Genomic DNA, 14986 nt, shown 5'->3' with positions numbered 1-14986 from the left:
TGCGGATGCCGCCCGGGTGCACCGACGTGACGCCGACGCCGTCGTCGACGAGTTCGTGCCGCAGCGCCTCGGTGAAGCCGCGGACGGCGAACTTGCTCGCCGCGTACGCGGCCTGCCCGGCGGGCGCGATGATGCCGAACAGGCTGGAGACGTTGACCAGGTGCGCGCCGGGTTCGGCCTTGAGCGCGGGCAGCAGCGCGTGGGTCAGGCGTACCACCGCCCGGAAGTTGATCTCGACGACCCAGAGGAACTCCTCCACTGTGACCTGGTCGAAACGCCCGCCCAGCGCCACCCCGGCGTTGTTGATCAGCAGCCGGATGCGGGGATGCGCGCGGTGGATCCCGGCGGCGACCCGCTCGGTGGCCTCGGCGTCGGCGAGGTCGACCACGTGCGTCTCGACCCGCAGGACCGGGTGCGCCGCCGAGATCGCGGCGGCGACCGAGGTCAGGCCGTCGGCGTCGCGGTCGAGCAGGACCAGGTCGGCGCCGCGCCGGGCCAGGCCGTGGGCCAGCGCCGCGCCGATGCCGCTCGCCGCGCCGGTGAGCACCGCGGTGCCGCCGGGAAAGACGAGGTCACGCATCAGATCCTCCCGGGGTGGCGGCGGCGGGCACACCGGCGCGGGCGAAGCGTACGCCGTCGGTGAGCGGGCCGTGCCGCATCAAGCGTACGTCGCGGGGGTAGTTCTGGTGCAGCCGCCACGGCGCGCGCGGCCCCTGCTTGGGCAGCTGGTCGACGGCGCGCAGCACGTAGCCGGACTGCAGGTCGATGATCGGCGCCAGGTCGTCGGTGTCCGGGGCGAGCGGCGTGACGATCTGCTGGCCGGTCTCGTCGAGGTGGCGCAGCAGCCGGCAGACGTACGTGGCGACGAGGTCGGCCTTGAGCGTCCACGAGGCGTTCGTGTAGCCGATCGTCATGGCGAAGTTCGGCACGCCGGACAGCATCATGCCCTTGTAGGCCACCGTCGAGGCGAGGTCGACGTCGGCGCCGTCGACCGCCAGGGTCATGCCGCCGAGCGCGAGCAGGTTCAGGCCGGTGGCGGTGACCACGATGTCGGCGGGCAGCTCCTCGCCGGAGGCGAGCCGGAGCCCGTGCTCGGTGAACGTGTCGATGGTGTCGGTGACCACCGACGCGCGTCCCTCGCGCAGCACGGTGAACAGGTCGCCGTCCGGCACCACGCACAGGCGCTGGTCCCACGGGTCGTACCGGGGCGAGAAGTGCCGCTCGACGTCGTACCCGGCGGGCAGCCGGCCCTTCGCGGCCCGGCGCAGGAACCGCTTCACCACGCCGGGGGCACGTCGGCTGAGCTGGAAGTTTGCCACCCCGAGCGCGACGTTCTTCCACCGCGCCACCGTGTACGCGGCCTTCGGGGGCAGCCAGCGCCGCGCGGCGTCGGCGAACGGGTCGCGCGAGGGCAGCGCGATCACGTACGTGGGTGAGCGCTGGAGCATGGTGACGTGGGCGGCCCGCTCGGCCATCGCCGGCACGAGGGTGACGGCTGTGGCGCCGCTGCCGATCACCACGACCCGCTTGCCGGTGTAGTCCAGGTCGTCGGGCCAGTGCTGCGGGTGCACGAGCGTACCGGCGTACCGCTCGACGCCGGGGAAACGCGGCGTGTAGCCGGAGTCGTAGCGGTAGTAGCCGGAGTTGGTGAACAGGAACCCGCAGGTGATGGTGACGTCCTCGCCGGTGTCGTCGCGGCGGGCGTGGACCGTCCAGCGGGCGGTGGCGCTGTCCCATTCCGCGCGCACGGCCCGGTGGTGGAAGCGGATGTGCCGCTCGACGTCGTACTCGCGGGCGGTCTGGCGCACGTACGCCCGGATGGAGTCGCCGTCGGCGATGGCCTTCGGGTCGGTCCACGGCTTGAACGAGTAGCCGAGGGTGTACATGTCGGAGTCGGAGCGGATGCCCGGGTAGCGGAACAGGTCCCAGGTGCCGCCGATGGCGCCCCGGGCCTCCAGCACCGCGTAGGTCTTGCCGGGGCACTCGCGTCCGAGGTGGACGGCGGCGCCGATGCCGGACAGGCCGGCCCCGACGATGAGGACGTCGACGTGGTCTGCGGCCATCGGTTTCTCCCGTTCGCACCGGCGGTGGACCGGACACTATCCATCGCCGTCGAGCGCAGTCAACACCGTGTCGAGCTTAATCGACAGGGTGTTGAGCGGGTGTAGCATCAGCCGACATGACCACCGCCCGTACGCCGGCCGGCGCCGCGCCCAGCCGCGGGCGGCGGGCCGGCCGCTCCGCCGGCGACGAGCGGGAGACCGCGATCCTGGCCACCGCCGAGCGGCTGCTGCGGCAGCGCGCGTTCGGCGACATCTCCATCGACGACCTGGCGCGCGGCGCGGGCATCTCCCGTCCCACGTTCTACTTCTACTTCCCGTCCAAGGACGCGGTGCTGCTCACGCTGCTGGACCGGGTCACCGAGGAGGCCGACGCGGCGGCCGGCGGCGTGTTCGACCGGCTCGCCGAGGACCCGCGCGCCCACTGGCGGGAGCTGATCGCCCGGTTCCACGCCACGTTCGGCGGGCACCGGGACGTGGTACTGGCCTGCGCCCAGGTACGCGGCACCAACGCCGAGGTGCGGCGGCTCTGGGCCGAGGTGCTGGAACGCTGGGTCCGCGCGGTGCAGGCCGCTATCGAGACCGAACGCGCACGCGGCGCGGCCCCGGACGGGCTGCCCGCCCGGGACCTCTCGATCGCGCTGAACTCGATGAACGAACGGGTCTGGTACGCCACGTTCGCCGGGGACGGCCCGGCGGTGGCCGAGCGGGACGTGGTCGACGTGCTGCTCGACGTCTGGCTGACCGCGATCTACCGGACCACCACCCCGCCGGTCATGCCGTCCGCCGGAACTCCATGACCCAGTTGGTCTCCCAGGCGTGCCCGCCGTCGGTGGAGAACGCCTGCTCCCAGCGGCAGGAGACCGGGGTGATCGCCGACCAGAGGAACAGGCAGCGCACCGGGCGGCCCTCGTCGGTGTCGTCGGCGTGGAACTCACCGACGCCGTCGGTGAACCGGCCCACCACCGGCGGCTGCTCCAGCACGCCCCGCGCGCTGTGCATCCAGTAGATCGACCACAGCCCGGTCGCCGGGTTCAGGACGCGTACCGACGAGCCGGAGAAGCCCCGGCCGGGGCAGCGCATCTCGTCGAAGCTGCCCGCGCCGTCGAAGAACGAGCGGGCCTCGCTGACACCGGCGAACTCGTCCCAGTCGTCGCTGCCGACATGGCGCTGCCGCAGGCGCCGGTTGGTCACGTCCCAGGTGCCGACGAGGAAGTCGAAGTCGCCCATCAGAATCCCACCGGCCCCTCGGCCCGGGCGTCGGCCAGGTAGCCGGCCAGGTCCGGTCGGTCCGGCGCGAGCACGTGCCGGATCCAGGCGGCGCGTTCGTGTTCCAGCACGCCCAGCTCCCAGACGCAGCCCACCCCGGGACGCTCCAGGTCCACGAAGCGCGCCGGATCGTCGTCCGGGCAGTCGAGCGCGGGCTGCCCGGCGATCGCGATGCGGCACTCGACCACGTTGTCGAAGAACCAGGTGTACGCCAGCAGGTACGCGCCGCTGTCCGCGCCCCGGTGCAGCACCACCCAGCTCGCCGGCGGGGTGCCGCCGTCGGGACCGGGCAGCAGCTTGGGAAGGTACGCGTACGCGGCCTCGACCACACGTGGTTCGAGGCGACGGTCCGGCTGGTCGATGTGGTAGCGCTTGACGTGCCGGCCGGCGACCTCGATCGTCCCCGGCACCGTCAGCTCCTTGTCGTGGAAAGCCATGATCGGGACGGTAGGGGCGGTCCCCTGACAGCTAGTGTCAGCGGAATGCGGGCCAGTCGACTCCTGTCCATCCTGCTGCTCCTGCAGGCGCACGGCCGCCTCACCGCCGCCGACCTGGCCACCCGCCTCGAGGTGTCGGTACGCACCATCTACCGGGACGTCGAGGCGCTGCACACCGCCGGCATCCCGCTGTACGGCGAGGCCGGACACGACGGCGGCTACCGGCTCGTGGAGGGCTGGCGAACCCGGCTGACCGGGCTGACCGCCGAGGAGGCAGACCGGCTGCTCTTCGCCGGGCTGCCCGGACCTGCCGCCGAACTGGGCTACCAGTCGGTCGTCACCGCCGTACAGCTCAAGCTGCGGGCCGCGCTACCAGCGCCGCTGGCCGACCGGGCCGCCCGGCTGGAACAGCGGTTCCACCTGGACACGCCGGGCTGGTACTCCGACGGCGACCCGTCGCCGTACCTGGCCGAGGCCGCCGAGGCGGTGTGGCGGGAGCGCCGGATCCGGGTGCGCTACCGGGGCTGGCGCGGCGAGACGATCCGGGTGCTCGAACCGTACGGGCTGGTGCTCAAGGGCGGGCGCTGGTATCTCGTGGCCGCCCGCCCGGACCGCGCCGGACCGGCCACCTACCGGGTCAACCAGATCCTCGACCTGGCCCCGCTGGACGAGACGTTCGAGCGGCCCGAGTTCGACCTGCCGGCCTGGTGGCGCGCCCACGTGGTGGAGTTCCGGGCCGGGCTGCACCGCGACGAGGCGCACATCCGGCTGTCGCCGCGCGGGTTCGCCCGGCTGCGCGAGATCGGCAGCGACGTGGTGGTCGCCGCCGCCGAGGCGAGCGCCGGCCCGCCCGACGACAGCGGCTGGGTGCGCGCGGTCATCCCGATCGAGTCGCTCACCCACGCCCACGGCGACCTGCTGCGGCTCGGCGCCGACGTGGAGGTCCTGTCCCCGGAAGAGCTGCGCGCCCGCCTGGCCGCCACCGCCACCGCCCTGGCCGCCCTCTACCCCCCACCTCTCCCTCGTTGATCAAGGAAGGGCGTGGAGGGCATCGGCGACTGTGGACAGGGCTCGGTCGATCTCCGACGGCGGGGTCGCCGCGTACCCGAGGACCAGGCCCGGCGGCTGCGGACGCTGGCCGTGCCAGGACAGCGGGTGGACCTTGACGCCCCGGCGCAGCGCCGCCGCCGCGAGCGCCAGGTCGTCCACGTCGCCGGGCAGCGTGACCGTCAGGTGCAGCCCGGCGGCGGCGCCGTGCACCACCGCCCCCGGCAGGTACGCGCGGACCGCCCGGATCATCGCGTCCCGGCGGCGTACGTGCCGGTGGCGCAGCAGCCGCAGGTGCCGCTCCAGCGCTCCCGACTCCATCAGCTCGGCCAGCACGAGCTGCGGCAGCGCCGCGTTGCCCAGATCCGCCGTCCGCTTCGCGTCCACCACGTCGGCGCGCAGCGACGGCGGCACCAGCGTCCACCCGATCCGCAGGGCCGGGGCGAGCAGCTTGGAGATGCTGCCGGTGTAGCAGACCCGGTCGGGGGCCATGCCGCGCAGCGCCGGCACGGGCGGGCGGTCGTAGCGGTGCTCGGCGTCGTAGTCGTCCTCCAGCACCAGGCCGCCGTCGCGCGCCCACCTCAGCAGCCGGCGACGCCGCTCACCGTCGAGCACCACCCCGATCGGGAACTGGTGCGCCGGGGTGAGCAGCACGGCCGGCGCGCCGGACCGCTCCAGCTCGTCGACGCGCAGGCCCCTGTCGTCCACCGGCACCGGCGGCGTCGCCATCCCGGCGTACGTGAGGTGCTGCCGCACGCCGAGCGAGCCGGGGTCCTCCACCGCGACGGTGCGCGTACCCCGCTCGTGCAGCACCCGCGCGAGCAGGCCGAGCGCCTGGGACACCCCGGCCACTACCACCACCTCGGCCGGGTCGGCGCGGATGCCCCGGTTGCGGGCCAGCCAGTTCGCGACGGCCCGCCGCAGCGCGGGCGTGCCGGTCGGGTCGCCGTAGCCGAGCGCGGCGGGCGTGGCCCGGTGCAGCACGGCCCGCTCGGCCCGCAGCCAGGCCGCGCGGGGAAATGCCGCCAGATCGGGTACGCCGGGCGTCAGGTCCACCCTCGCGGGGGCGGCGCGCAGCGCCTCGAAGACGTCGAGGCCGGGCCGTCCGGTGAACACCTCCGGTGCTCTCCTCGGCTCGGGTGGCCGGGCGCGCACGGCGGCCGGGGTGGCCACCACGACGGTGCCGGCCCGGCCGCGCCCGGCGACCTGGCCGTCCTCGCCCAGCCGCTGGTACGCCTCGGTCACCACGCCGCGTGAGACGCCCAGCTCGGCGGCGAGCACCCGGCTGGGTGGCAGGCGGGTGCCTACTGGCGCGCGGCCGTCGGCGATCGCCGAGCGCAGCCGGGCGGCCAGCCAGTCCGCGCGGCCGCCGGGCGGGGCCTCGCCCACATCGAGCTGGAGGAAGTCCGCGCCGACCGATTTGGACCTCTCGGAAACGACGGCTTTGGCCCTGTCCACCGGACCATTATGGCCAGAGGCTGGACGGGTGACCATCGCCTTCCTGCTGACCGCACTCGTCGTCGCCGTCACTCCGGGCACCGGGGTGACGCACACGCTCGCCACCGCCGTGACCGCCGGACGCCGCGCCGGGCTGGCCGCCGCGGCCGGTGCCACGCTCAGCCTCGTTCCGCACGTGATCGCCGCGGTGACCGGCCTGGCCGCGCTGCTGCGCGCCGGCACCCCGGCGTTCCGCGTGGTGACCTGGCTGGGCGTGGCGTACCTGCTCTGGATGGCCTGGTCGGCGTGGCGCGACCGGAGCGCGTTCACCGTCGACGCGGACCGGCCGCCGCGCCCGGCGTCGGCGGTGTTCCGCGACGGGGTGTTGCTGAACCTGCTGAACCCGAAGGTGACGGTGTTCTTCGTGGCGTTCCTGCCGCAGTTCGTACCCCCGGGCACGCCCGCCGCCCCCGTCCGCATGCTCGCCTGCGGCCTGGTGTTCATGCTGGTCACGCTGCTGGTGTTCGCCGGGTACGCGGTGCTCGCCGGCGCGTTGCGCCGCCGCGTGCTGGCCCGGCCCCGGCTGAGGGCGCTGCTGCGGCACGCCGTGGCCGGCAGCTTCCTCGCCCTGGGCCTCGGCCTCGCGTTCGCCGCCTAGCACTCGCCGACAAGGAGTTCACCAGTGCGTTTCCGGCACTCCCCCGAGATCTGGTCGTCCTTCCCCGAGCTGACCTGCGGCGTCCTGCACGCCACCGGGATCACGCCCGACGCCGACGTCACGCCGCGCCTCGCCGGTCACCTCGACGTAGCCCGCGACCGGCTCGCCGCCGCACCCGAGGGCGGCTTCCCGGAGATCCAGGCGTGGCGGCGCGCGTTCACCCGGATGGGCTGCCCGCCGACGCGCTACCGCTGCGCGGCCGAGTCACTGCTGCGCCGGCTGCGCCGCGACGGCGACCTGCCCCGGCTGCACCCGCTGGTGGACCTCGGCAACGCGCTCTCCGTCGGGTACGCGGTCCCGGTCGCCGTGCTCGACCTGGCCGGGATCGACGGCGACCTGACCGTGCGCCCGGCCGACGGCACCGAGTCGTATCTCGGCCTCGGTGGGGAGTCCGAGCAGCCCGCGCCCGGCGAGGTGATCTTCGCCGACGAGGGCGGACACGCGCACGCCCGGCGCTGGTGCCACCGGCAGAGCGGCGCCTCGGCGGTACGGGCCGCCACCGTCGAGGTCCTCGTGGTCATCGAGGCGATGCACGCCGGGGCGGCGCCGACCGTACGCCGGATGCTGGACGAACTGGCGGCGGCGCTGGCCGAGCAGTGGCGCGTGCCGTCACGGACGGGGGTGCTCACCTCGCAGGCCCCGGAGTTCGCCGTGCCCGTCCGAACCGCCTGACGCCGGACCAGCCGGCTCGCCGTGCAGCTCGCGCAGGGCGTCGGCGAGCCGGTCGTCGGCGGTGCCCCACCACTGCCGGGCCAGCTCGACAGTGCGGCCGAGCGAGTCGTCGCCCGCCCGCTCGGCGTGCAGCTCGGCGCTCATCATGCGCAGGAAGCGAACGGTCACGGCATCGGACTCATCGGCTATCACGTCCGTACCCTAGCCACCGCCTCCGACGAAACCGGCGGCCGAGACGGGGTCGTCCGCCCGGTTGAGGTCGCCGCGTGCGGGTAGTGCGCGGTCATGCCCCAGCGATACGGGCACTACGACCGGGGTCGCGATCGTCACCGGCGCGGACGCCGGCATCGGCGGCCGGGGGCGACCGCGCCCGGCTCAGGGCAGTCAGGCTTGATCCCTGCGCCGGGCAGGGTCGTCCCCGGCTCCGTCGTGGGTCAGGTGCGTTCGTTGCTGCCGGGTTCGCCGGTCGGCATGCCGACCGGTCCGCTCTCCGGGTAGTGGCAGGCGGTGAGCTGCCTGCCGTCGTCCCGGGTGGTCAGGGCGGGTTCTTCGGTGGCGCAGTGGTCGGTGGCTTTCCAGCAGCGGGTGCGGAAGCGGCAGCCCGATGGCGGGTTCAACGGGGTCGGGACATCGCCGGTGAGGCGGATCCGGCCGGCGGGCCCGAGGGTGGTGACGTCGGGGATCGCGGACAGCAGGGCTCGGGTGTAGGGGTGCTGGGGCCGGGTGTAGATGTCGTCGCGGTCGCCGATCTCGACGATCTTGCCGAGATACATGACGGCGACGCGGTGGCAGAAGTGGCGGATGACGGCGAGGTCGTGGGCGATGAACACGAACGCCAGGTCCAGGTCGCGTTGCAGGTCGCGCAGCAGGTTGATGACCTGCGCCTGGATCGACACGTCCAGCGCCGAGACGGGTTCGTCGGCGACGATCAGCTTCGGTTTCAACGCCAGGGCGCGGGCGATGCCGATGCGCTGGCGCTGCCCGCCGGAGAACTCGTGCGGGTACCTGTTGTAGTGCTCCGGGTTCAGCCCGACCAGTTCCAGCAACTCCTGGACCCGTTTCTTCACGCCGCCGGGCGGGGTGATGCCGTTGACCTGCAACGGCATCGCCACGATCCGCCCGACCGTGTGGCGCGGGTTCAGCGAGGCGTACGGGTCCTGGAAGATGATCTGCAGGTCCTGCCGCAGCGCACGCAGCTCACGCCGCCCGCCGTGGGTGATGTCCCGCCCCGCGAACATGATGCTGCCCGAGGTGGGTTCCAGCAGCCGGACCAGCATCCGCCCGGTCGTGGTCTTCCCACACCCCGACTCCCCCACCAGGCCGAGCGTCTCACCCGGCCGCACATCGAAGTCCAGCCCGTCGACAGCCCGCACCGCACCCCGCGCGCGCAGCCCCTGCCGCACCGGGAAATGCTTGGTCAGCCCCCGCACCGACAGCAGCGGCTCGCCCGCGAGCCGGCCGGCGTCGCCCGCCACCGCCGCCTGCCCGTTCGTCACACCGTTCATCGAGCCACCCCCACCCGCGCGACCTCGTCCCCGTAGATCCGCTCCCGCGCGGCGACCGGCAGATGACACGCCACCAGATGACCCGACGCACCAGCAGGGCCCAGCTCCGGGATCTCGCTGCGGGACCGGTCACCGTTCACACCGGCCCACCGGCACCGCGGATGAAACGCACACCCCGACGGCAGATTGATCAAGCTGGGCGGGTTACCCGGGATCGGCACCAGGTCCGCATCCGCGTCACCGTGCAACGACGGCACACTCGACAACAACCCCCACGTGTACGGATGCTGCGGCGCCCGCAACACCCGCTCCACACTCCCGTGCTCCACCGCCCGACCCGCATACATCACCAACACGTCATCAGCCACCTGAGACACCACACCCAGGTCATGCGTGATCAGAATGATCGCCGACCGGAACTCCGCCTGCAGATCCGCAAGCAGGTCCAGGATCTGCGCCTGCACCGTCACATCAAGCGCCGTCGTCGGCTCATCCGCGATCAACAGCTCCGGATCATTCACCAGCGCCATCGCGATCATCGCCCGCTGCCGCATCCCACCCGAGAACTCATGCGGAAACTGATCGAACCGCTTCGCCGGCTGCGGGATGCCGACCCGGCCGAGCATGTCCACCGCCCGGCTGCGGGCCTCCCGTTTTCCGGCTCTGGGGTGGTGCACCCGGTACGCCTCCGCGATCTGCCGACCCACCGAGTAGTACGGATGCAACGCCGACAACGGATCCTGAAAGATCATCGCCATGTCCCGGCCCCGCAACCGACGAATCTCCTCCTCACGCAGACCCACCAACTGACGACCACCGACCGAGATCTCCCCGGAAATGGTCGTCCGCTTCACGTTGTGCAAGCCGAGGATCGCCAGCGACGTGACGCTCTTACCGGACCCGGACTCCCCCACGATCCCCAACGTCCGACCACGCTCCACCGAGAACGACACCCCGTCCACGGCCTTGACGACACCGTCCTCGGTGTCGAACCGCACCCGCAGATCCGTGACCCGCAGGTACGGGTCCTCGCCGCGTCGCGGCGCCGGAAGCTCCACCATGTCCGTCTCCTCCTTCCTCAGCCCAGCCGGACCCGTGGGTCGATCACCGCGTACAGCACGTCGACGACGATGTTGGCGACCACGATGAACACGGCCGCCAGCAGCACCGTCGCCATCACCACCGGCAGGTTGAGGAACTGCACCGCCTCCACTGTCGCCTTGCCGAGGCCCTGGAGGCCGAAGATGGTCTCGGTGATGAACGTGCCGCCGAGGCTGGTGCCGATGTCCAGCCCGGCGATGGTGACGATCGGCGTGATCGCCGCGCGCAGCGCGTGCCGGGTGTGCACCTGCCGCGCGGGCAGCCCTTTCGCCCGGGCGGTACGGATGAAGTCCTCCGACAGGGTCTCCAGCATCTGCGCCCGGGACAGCCGGGCGTACAGCGCCGAGTTGAGGAAACCCAGCGTCATCCAGGGCAGCAGCAGCCCGGCCGCCCACCGGGCCGGGCTCTCGGTCAGCGGCGTGTAGCTGGGGAACGGCAGCAGCCCGGTGGAGTAGACCAGCAGGTAGAGCAGGATCAGACCGAAGAAGTAGACCTGCATGGACGCGCCGGCCAGTGTGACGCCGATGGCGGCGCGGTCGAACGCCGTACCCCGGCGCAGCGCCGACACCATGCCCAGCGAGATGCCGAGGCCGAGCCAGAGCACGGCGCCGCCGAGGACGATGCTGAACGTCACCGGGGCGCGCTGCGCGACGATCTCGGTGACCGGCTGGTTGTTGCGGAACGAGTAACCCAGGCAGGGCGCCGGGCAGTCCTGCCGGAAGTCCCCCTCGCCGTAGGTACGGCCGGCGAAGACGCCCCCGACGAAGTCCGCGTACTGCCGGGGCAGCGGCTGGTCGATGCCGAGCCGGCGCTCGACCTGGGCGATGTCCTCGGCCGTGCAGTTCTTGCCGCACATCACCTTCGCCGGGCTGCTCGGCACCGCGAAGAAGAGACCGAATGTGACGAGGCTGATGACGACCAGGGTCAGGGCGGCGACGAGCAGCCGCCGGACGACGAAACGGAGCAACGGGAGCACCTCCCCCGGGTGGGGCGCGGGTACGGCCGCCGTGGCAGCCGTCCCCGCGCGGCTGTCACTTCTTCACGTAGATGCCGTTGAGCGAGATGATCCCGAACGCGTCGCTGAGGAAGGCGTTGCCGACCTTCGAGCCGTGCAGCTCGTAGGTGGCGTCGTAGTAGCAGGGCACCACCGGCGCGTACTTCTCCATGATCATGCGGTCGAGCGCCATCCAGCCGGCGTCCTGCTCCGCCGCGGGCAGGGCACGGACCCGGTCGATCTCCGCGCCGACCGACGCCTCGTCGAGGTACGACAGGTTCTGGTTGCCCTCGGCCACGATCTCCCGTCCGTCGTAGACCGGCGGGATGACTGTGGAGCCGGTGGGCCAGTCCGAGCCCCAGCCGGTGAGGTACAGGTCGTAGGGGTTGTCCTTGCGGCCCACCTCGTCGTAGTAGCTGCTGTTGTCGATCGGCTTCATGACGATGTCGAACCCCATGTCGGTGAGGTTCTTGCGCAGCGCCTCGGCCTGCTGGGTACGCAGTTCCAGGCTGGAGTGGGCGAGCACCAGCTTCGGCCGCTTTCCGGCGAGCAGCTCGGCGGTCTTCGCCTTGTCACCGGTCACCGGGGCGTTGAACACGTCGTACGGGACGAACCCGGCGGTGGTGGGTGACATCAGCGTGGTCGCGGGTGTCCCGGCGGCCTGGCCGCCGAGCACCTTGAGCAGGGCGTCCTTGTCGACCGCGTAGTTCAGCGCCCGCCGTACGCTCAGGTCGGTGACCCGCTGGGTGTTGATGCTCAGCACCCAGTTGTACTGCGTCGGGCCGCGGACGACCCGGTCGGCGACGCCGGCGCCGGTGGTGCGGGGCAGCACCGACGGCGGCACGTCCGACCAGCTCAGCGCCGCCTGGTCGGCCGGTCCGTCGGCGACCAGCCGCTCGGCGATCTGGGCCTGCTCCAGGCCGAACGTCATCCGGACCGTGTCCGGGTACGCGTTGCGGATCGGGTCGGTCGCCGGATCCCAGTTCGGGTTGCGCTCCAGCTCCAGCGACACGTCGCGCTGGTAGGACTTCACCCGGTACGGGCCGGACGAGAACGGCCGCAGATCGTAGTTGGCGCGGGTGTCCTTGGCGGCGGGCACCGGCGCGCTGGTGGGCAGCGCCGCCGCGTACGGCATGTCGCAGTGCGGCTGCGGGAACGTGAACCGGATGGTCCGGTCGTCGGGGGTGGTGACGCCGTCGGGCACCGGCTTGCCGCCGTCGTACGGTCCCTTGTAGGTGGCGTTGTACGCCCCGCCCGGGTAGAGCCACTGCTGGATGTAGTGCGGGCCCTCGTTGAGGTTCGCCGCGAACGAGCGGGCGATGCCGTGGGCGACGTCCTTGCTGCTCACCGGCGTGCCGTCCTCGTAGCGCACGCCGTCGCGCAGCGTGAACTCCCAGACCTTGCAGTCGCCGTCGACGTCCTTGCCGGGGTTGGTGGCCAGGTCGCCGACGAGCAGCAGCTTGCCGGTGCCGTCCTCCTTGTAGCCGTTGAGCGGGCGGTAGAGCATCCCGCCGGCGACCTGCTGCACGTTGACGTAGTTGCGGGCCGGGTCGAGGTGTTCGAAGTCGGCCGGCTGCATGACGGTGAGGGTGCCGCCCCGGGACGCGCCGTCGACGGGCTTCGCCGGGCCCTGGTTGTCGGCGGCCTCGTACGAGATCGAGCCGCTCTGGGTCTTGGTCTTCTGGTCGTCGCCGCCGCTGTCGTCGGGCGTGGGGTTGCAGCCGGCGGCGGCCAGCGCCGCCGCGGCGAGGACACCTGTCAGTGTCCGGGTTCGTGCGCGCACGGTGTGCTCCCTTCGTGCCCGGCGGCCCCCGCCGGCCGGGCGTGTGATGGCCGTGGGGACTACCGGGTGGAGCGGGGATCCAGCGAGTCGCGCAGCGCGTCGCCGAGCAGGTTGAACGCCAGGACCAGCAGGAAGATCGTCAACCCGGGGAACAGGGTGTACCAGGGGTCGCTCGCGACGTAGCCGATGCTGTTGAAGATCATGCGGCCCAGGTCGGGCGTGGGTTCGGTGACGCCGATGTTGACGAACGCCAGCGCCGCCTCGATGGCGATGAACTGGGGCACCATCAGCGAGACGGTGACCAGGATCGGCGCCCAGATGTTCGGCAGCAGCTGCCGCAGCAGGATGTGCGCGGTGCCGGCGCCGGCGGCCCGGGCCGCGTCGACGAACTCCCGCTCCCGCAGCGAGATCACCTGCCCGCGGACCAGCCGCGCGGTGTACGTCCAGCTGAACAGGCCGAAGGTGGCGACGATCAGCGCCACCCGGAAGGCCGGCGACGGCGCCTCCCGGTCGGAGTAGAAGCGGTCCTGCAGGATCGGGATGACCGCGAGGGCGAAGATGAGGAACGGGAACGCCAGCGTGAGGTCGATCAGCCAGTTGACGAGACTGTCCAGCCAGCCTCTGGCCCATCCGGCCAGCACACCGACCGCGACGCCGATCCCGGAGGCCAGCAGCGCCGAGGTGAACGCGATGAACAGCGACGTCCGAAGGCCGTAGACCAGTTGCATCAGGATGTCCCGGCCACTGCCCGGCTCAAGGCCCAGCCAATGATCGGAACTGATCCCGCCGGCATACCCGATCGGCATTCCGAAATCGTTCAACCGGTCGACGAACTTGTCGGTCGGGTCGATTCCGGTGAGCCGCCCCAGCAGCGGCGCGCCGAGCGCCACCACCGCGGCCACGAGGAGCGTCAGGGCGCTGACCCGGGCCGTTCGGTCCCGCTTGAGCCGCAGCCAGGCGAGCTGGTTCGGTGACCGGCCGACGAACTCGGCGGTCCGGCCGACGGGTTCGGAGTCGGCCTGGATCTCGGGGCCGGGAATGGTCGCTTCGGCGGCCGTGGTCCGGGGCGGCGGGTGTGAGAGATCGCTCATGAACAGTCCCTCCGACGGGGGCGAAAACGCCCTGCCACCCGACGGTAAAGGGATACGGAGCACCGGAAAGAATCGTTACGGTAACGGCCGTTCCGGTTGTCATCCATTGACAACGATCCGGCGTACGGAATGCATCGGCGCAATAACGGGCCGATTTGGTTGTCAGCCTTTCAGGCAGGCGTCACGCTTATTCGGAATGCGTTTACGCGAGGCGCGGAAGCGGTTGTCAGCCGTTCGGGCATTCCCGTACGCCGATGTCACACCGAACGTGCGACGCGGTCGGCTGGTGTAACACTTCGTGACTCTTCGCGTTCACACCGTCCGCCTAGGGTTCTCGGCGGCCCGGTTCGCACGACGGACCGGGTCACCCATCGGCCCCGCACCCCGGGGCCCCGACGGAAGGACCACCCATGCCCTTCGCCCGACGTACCGCCGCACTGGCCCTGGTCGCCGCGCTCGGCGCGCCGGCCTCCCCCGCGCAGGCCGCGCCGCGCCCCGGCCCGCAGACCCCCTCGGTGCTGCTGCTCACCGTCGACGACGGCGCCGGCGTACGCGCCACGGTGCTGACCTGCGGGCCGACCGGCGGTCTGCACCCCGACCCGATCACCGCCTGCCGGCTCGTCGCCCGCGTCGACGGCGACCTGGACGCGCTCGACGTGGACGGCGCGCCGTGCACCTCCCAGTACGCCCCGGTCGTCGCCCGCGCCGCAGGCTTCTGGCAGAACCGCCCGGTCTCCTACACCCGCACGTTCGCCAACCCCTGCCTGATGCAGCGCACCACCGCCTCCCTCTTCACCTTCTGACCCTCCCCTCTCGTTCTGGTTGATCATGAGGTTGGCGGCGGTTGCCGTCCGTTTTGTCGCCGTCAACCT

At 72.2% G+C, this 14986-nt stretch carries 16 protein-coding genes; 5 read left to right on the top strand and 11 right to left on the bottom strand.

What is annotated here, in order from left to right:
- Both KBX39_RS07020 and KBX39_RS07015 read right to left on the bottom strand, forming a co-directional pair.
- A partial coding sequence (locus KBX39_RS07020) for an SDR family oxidoreductase (protein WP_210869664.1) occupies positions 1–580 on the bottom strand: 580 nt, incomplete at its 3' end.
- The gene (locus KBX39_RS07015) at positions 573–2063 is read right to left on the bottom strand and encodes an NAD(P)/FAD-dependent oxidoreductase (protein ID WP_210869662.1); all 1491 of its coding nucleotides are present in this window, start codon (positions 2061–2063) and stop codon (positions 573–575) included. The genes KBX39_RS07020 and KBX39_RS07015, both read right to left, overlap by 8 nt.
- Before the next feature lie 116 nt (positions 2064–2179).
- On the opposite strand from KBX39_RS07015, the gene KBX39_RS07010 reads away from it, so the two are divergent.
- Positions 2180–2860, top strand: coding sequence for a TetR/AcrR family transcriptional regulator (locus KBX39_RS07010; RefSeq protein WP_064445910.1), 681 nt, complete (start codon positions 2180–2182; stop codon positions 2858–2860).
- Here the strand turns inward: KBX39_RS07010 and KBX39_RS07005 are convergent.
- Positions 2835–3290 (bottom strand): hypothetical protein, encoded by a 456-nt coding sequence (locus tag KBX39_RS07005; protein WP_210869660.1) that lies wholly within the window; start codon positions 3288–3290, stop codon positions 2835–2837. The two genes, KBX39_RS07010 and KBX39_RS07005, sit on opposite strands and share 26 nt — an antisense overlap.
- Positions 3290–3766 (bottom strand): hypothetical protein, encoded by a 477-nt coding sequence (locus KBX39_RS07000; protein ID WP_064445908.1) that lies wholly within the window; start codon positions 3764–3766, stop codon positions 3290–3292. The genes KBX39_RS07005 and KBX39_RS07000 overlap by 1 nt, the downstream gene beginning before the upstream one ends.
- A gap of 45 nt (positions 3767–3811) precedes the next feature.
- On the opposite strand from KBX39_RS07000, the gene KBX39_RS06995 reads away from it, so the two are divergent.
- Positions 3812–4795: a YafY family protein gene (locus tag KBX39_RS06995; protein WP_210869658.1), complete on the top strand. Its 984-nt coding sequence runs from the start codon at positions 3812–3814 to the stop codon at positions 4793–4795.
- Here KBX39_RS06995 and KBX39_RS06990 read toward each other — a convergent pair whose 3' ends face one another.
- Positions 4796–6271, bottom strand: a complete 1476-nt coding sequence (locus KBX39_RS06990; protein WP_210869656.1) for a PLP-dependent aminotransferase family protein — start codon at positions 6269–6271, stop codon at positions 4796–4798.
- A gap of 28 nt (positions 6272–6299) precedes the next feature.
- On the opposite strand from KBX39_RS06990, the gene KBX39_RS06985 reads away from it, so the two are divergent.
- Both KBX39_RS06985 and KBX39_RS06980 read left to right on the top strand, forming a co-directional pair.
- Positions 6300–6908 carry a LysE family translocator gene (locus tag KBX39_RS06985; RefSeq protein ID WP_210869654.1) on the top strand — a complete coding sequence of 203 codons (609 nt, stop codon included), beginning with the start codon at positions 6300–6302 and terminating at the stop codon, positions 6906–6908.
- Between the two features lie 24 nt (positions 6909–6932).
- A complete protein-coding gene (locus KBX39_RS06980; RefSeq protein WP_210869652.1) occupies positions 6933–7640 on the top strand; it encodes a phenylalanine--tRNA ligase beta subunit-related protein in 708 nt (235 codons plus the stop codon).
- On the opposite strand, the gene KBX39_RS06975 is transcribed toward KBX39_RS06980, so the two are convergent.
- From KBX39_RS06975 to KBX39_RS06950, 6 genes are all read right to left on the bottom strand, one after another.
- Entirely contained in the window at positions 7578–7808 is a 231-nt protein-coding gene (locus KBX39_RS06975) for a hypothetical protein (RefSeq protein WP_247659939.1), read from the bottom strand. The two genes, KBX39_RS06980 and KBX39_RS06975, sit on opposite strands and share 63 nt — an antisense overlap.
- 266 nt (positions 7809–8074) lie before the next feature.
- Positions 8075–9145 (bottom strand): ABC transporter ATP-binding protein, encoded by a 1071-nt coding sequence (locus KBX39_RS06970; protein ID WP_210869650.1) that lies wholly within the window; start codon positions 9143–9145, stop codon positions 8075–8077.
- The gene (locus KBX39_RS06965) at positions 9142–10206 is read right to left on the bottom strand and encodes an ABC transporter ATP-binding protein (protein WP_210869648.1); all 1065 of its coding nucleotides are present in this window, start codon (positions 10204–10206) and stop codon (positions 9142–9144) included. Before KBX39_RS06965 ends, KBX39_RS06970 begins: the two co-directional genes overlap by 4 nt.
- Before the next feature lie 17 nt (positions 10207–10223).
- Positions 10224–11213: an ABC transporter permease gene (locus KBX39_RS06960; protein ID WP_043330115.1), complete on the bottom strand. Its 990-nt coding sequence runs from the start codon at positions 11211–11213 to the stop codon at positions 10224–10226.
- Positions 11214–11277: 64 nt separating this feature from the next.
- A complete protein-coding gene (locus tag KBX39_RS06955; protein ID WP_166457614.1) occupies positions 11278–13023 on the bottom strand; it encodes an ABC transporter substrate-binding protein in 1746 nt (581 codons plus the stop codon).
- Positions 13024–13082: 59 nt separating this feature from the next.
- Complete coding sequence (locus tag KBX39_RS06950) at positions 13083–14114, bottom strand: ABC transporter permease (protein WP_210869646.1); 1032 nt, start codon at positions 14112–14114, stop codon at positions 13083–13085.
- 410 nt (positions 14115–14524) lie between these two features.
- On the opposite strand from KBX39_RS06950, the gene KBX39_RS06945 reads away from it, so the two are divergent.
- Positions 14525–14917, top strand: a complete 393-nt coding sequence (locus tag KBX39_RS06945) for an SSI family serine proteinase inhibitor (protein WP_210869644.1) — start codon at positions 14525–14527, stop codon at positions 14915–14917.
- The last annotated feature ends 69 nt before the right edge of the window (positions 14918–14986 follow it).

The organism is Micromonospora sp. D75, assembly GCF_018070405.1.
Classification (GTDB): Bacteria; Actinomycetota; Actinomycetes; order Mycobacteriales; family Micromonosporaceae; genus Micromonospora; species Micromonospora chalcea.
The sequence above is the reverse complement of the archived record's forward strand: the minus strand, read 5'-3'. Positions and strand labels throughout refer to the sequence as shown.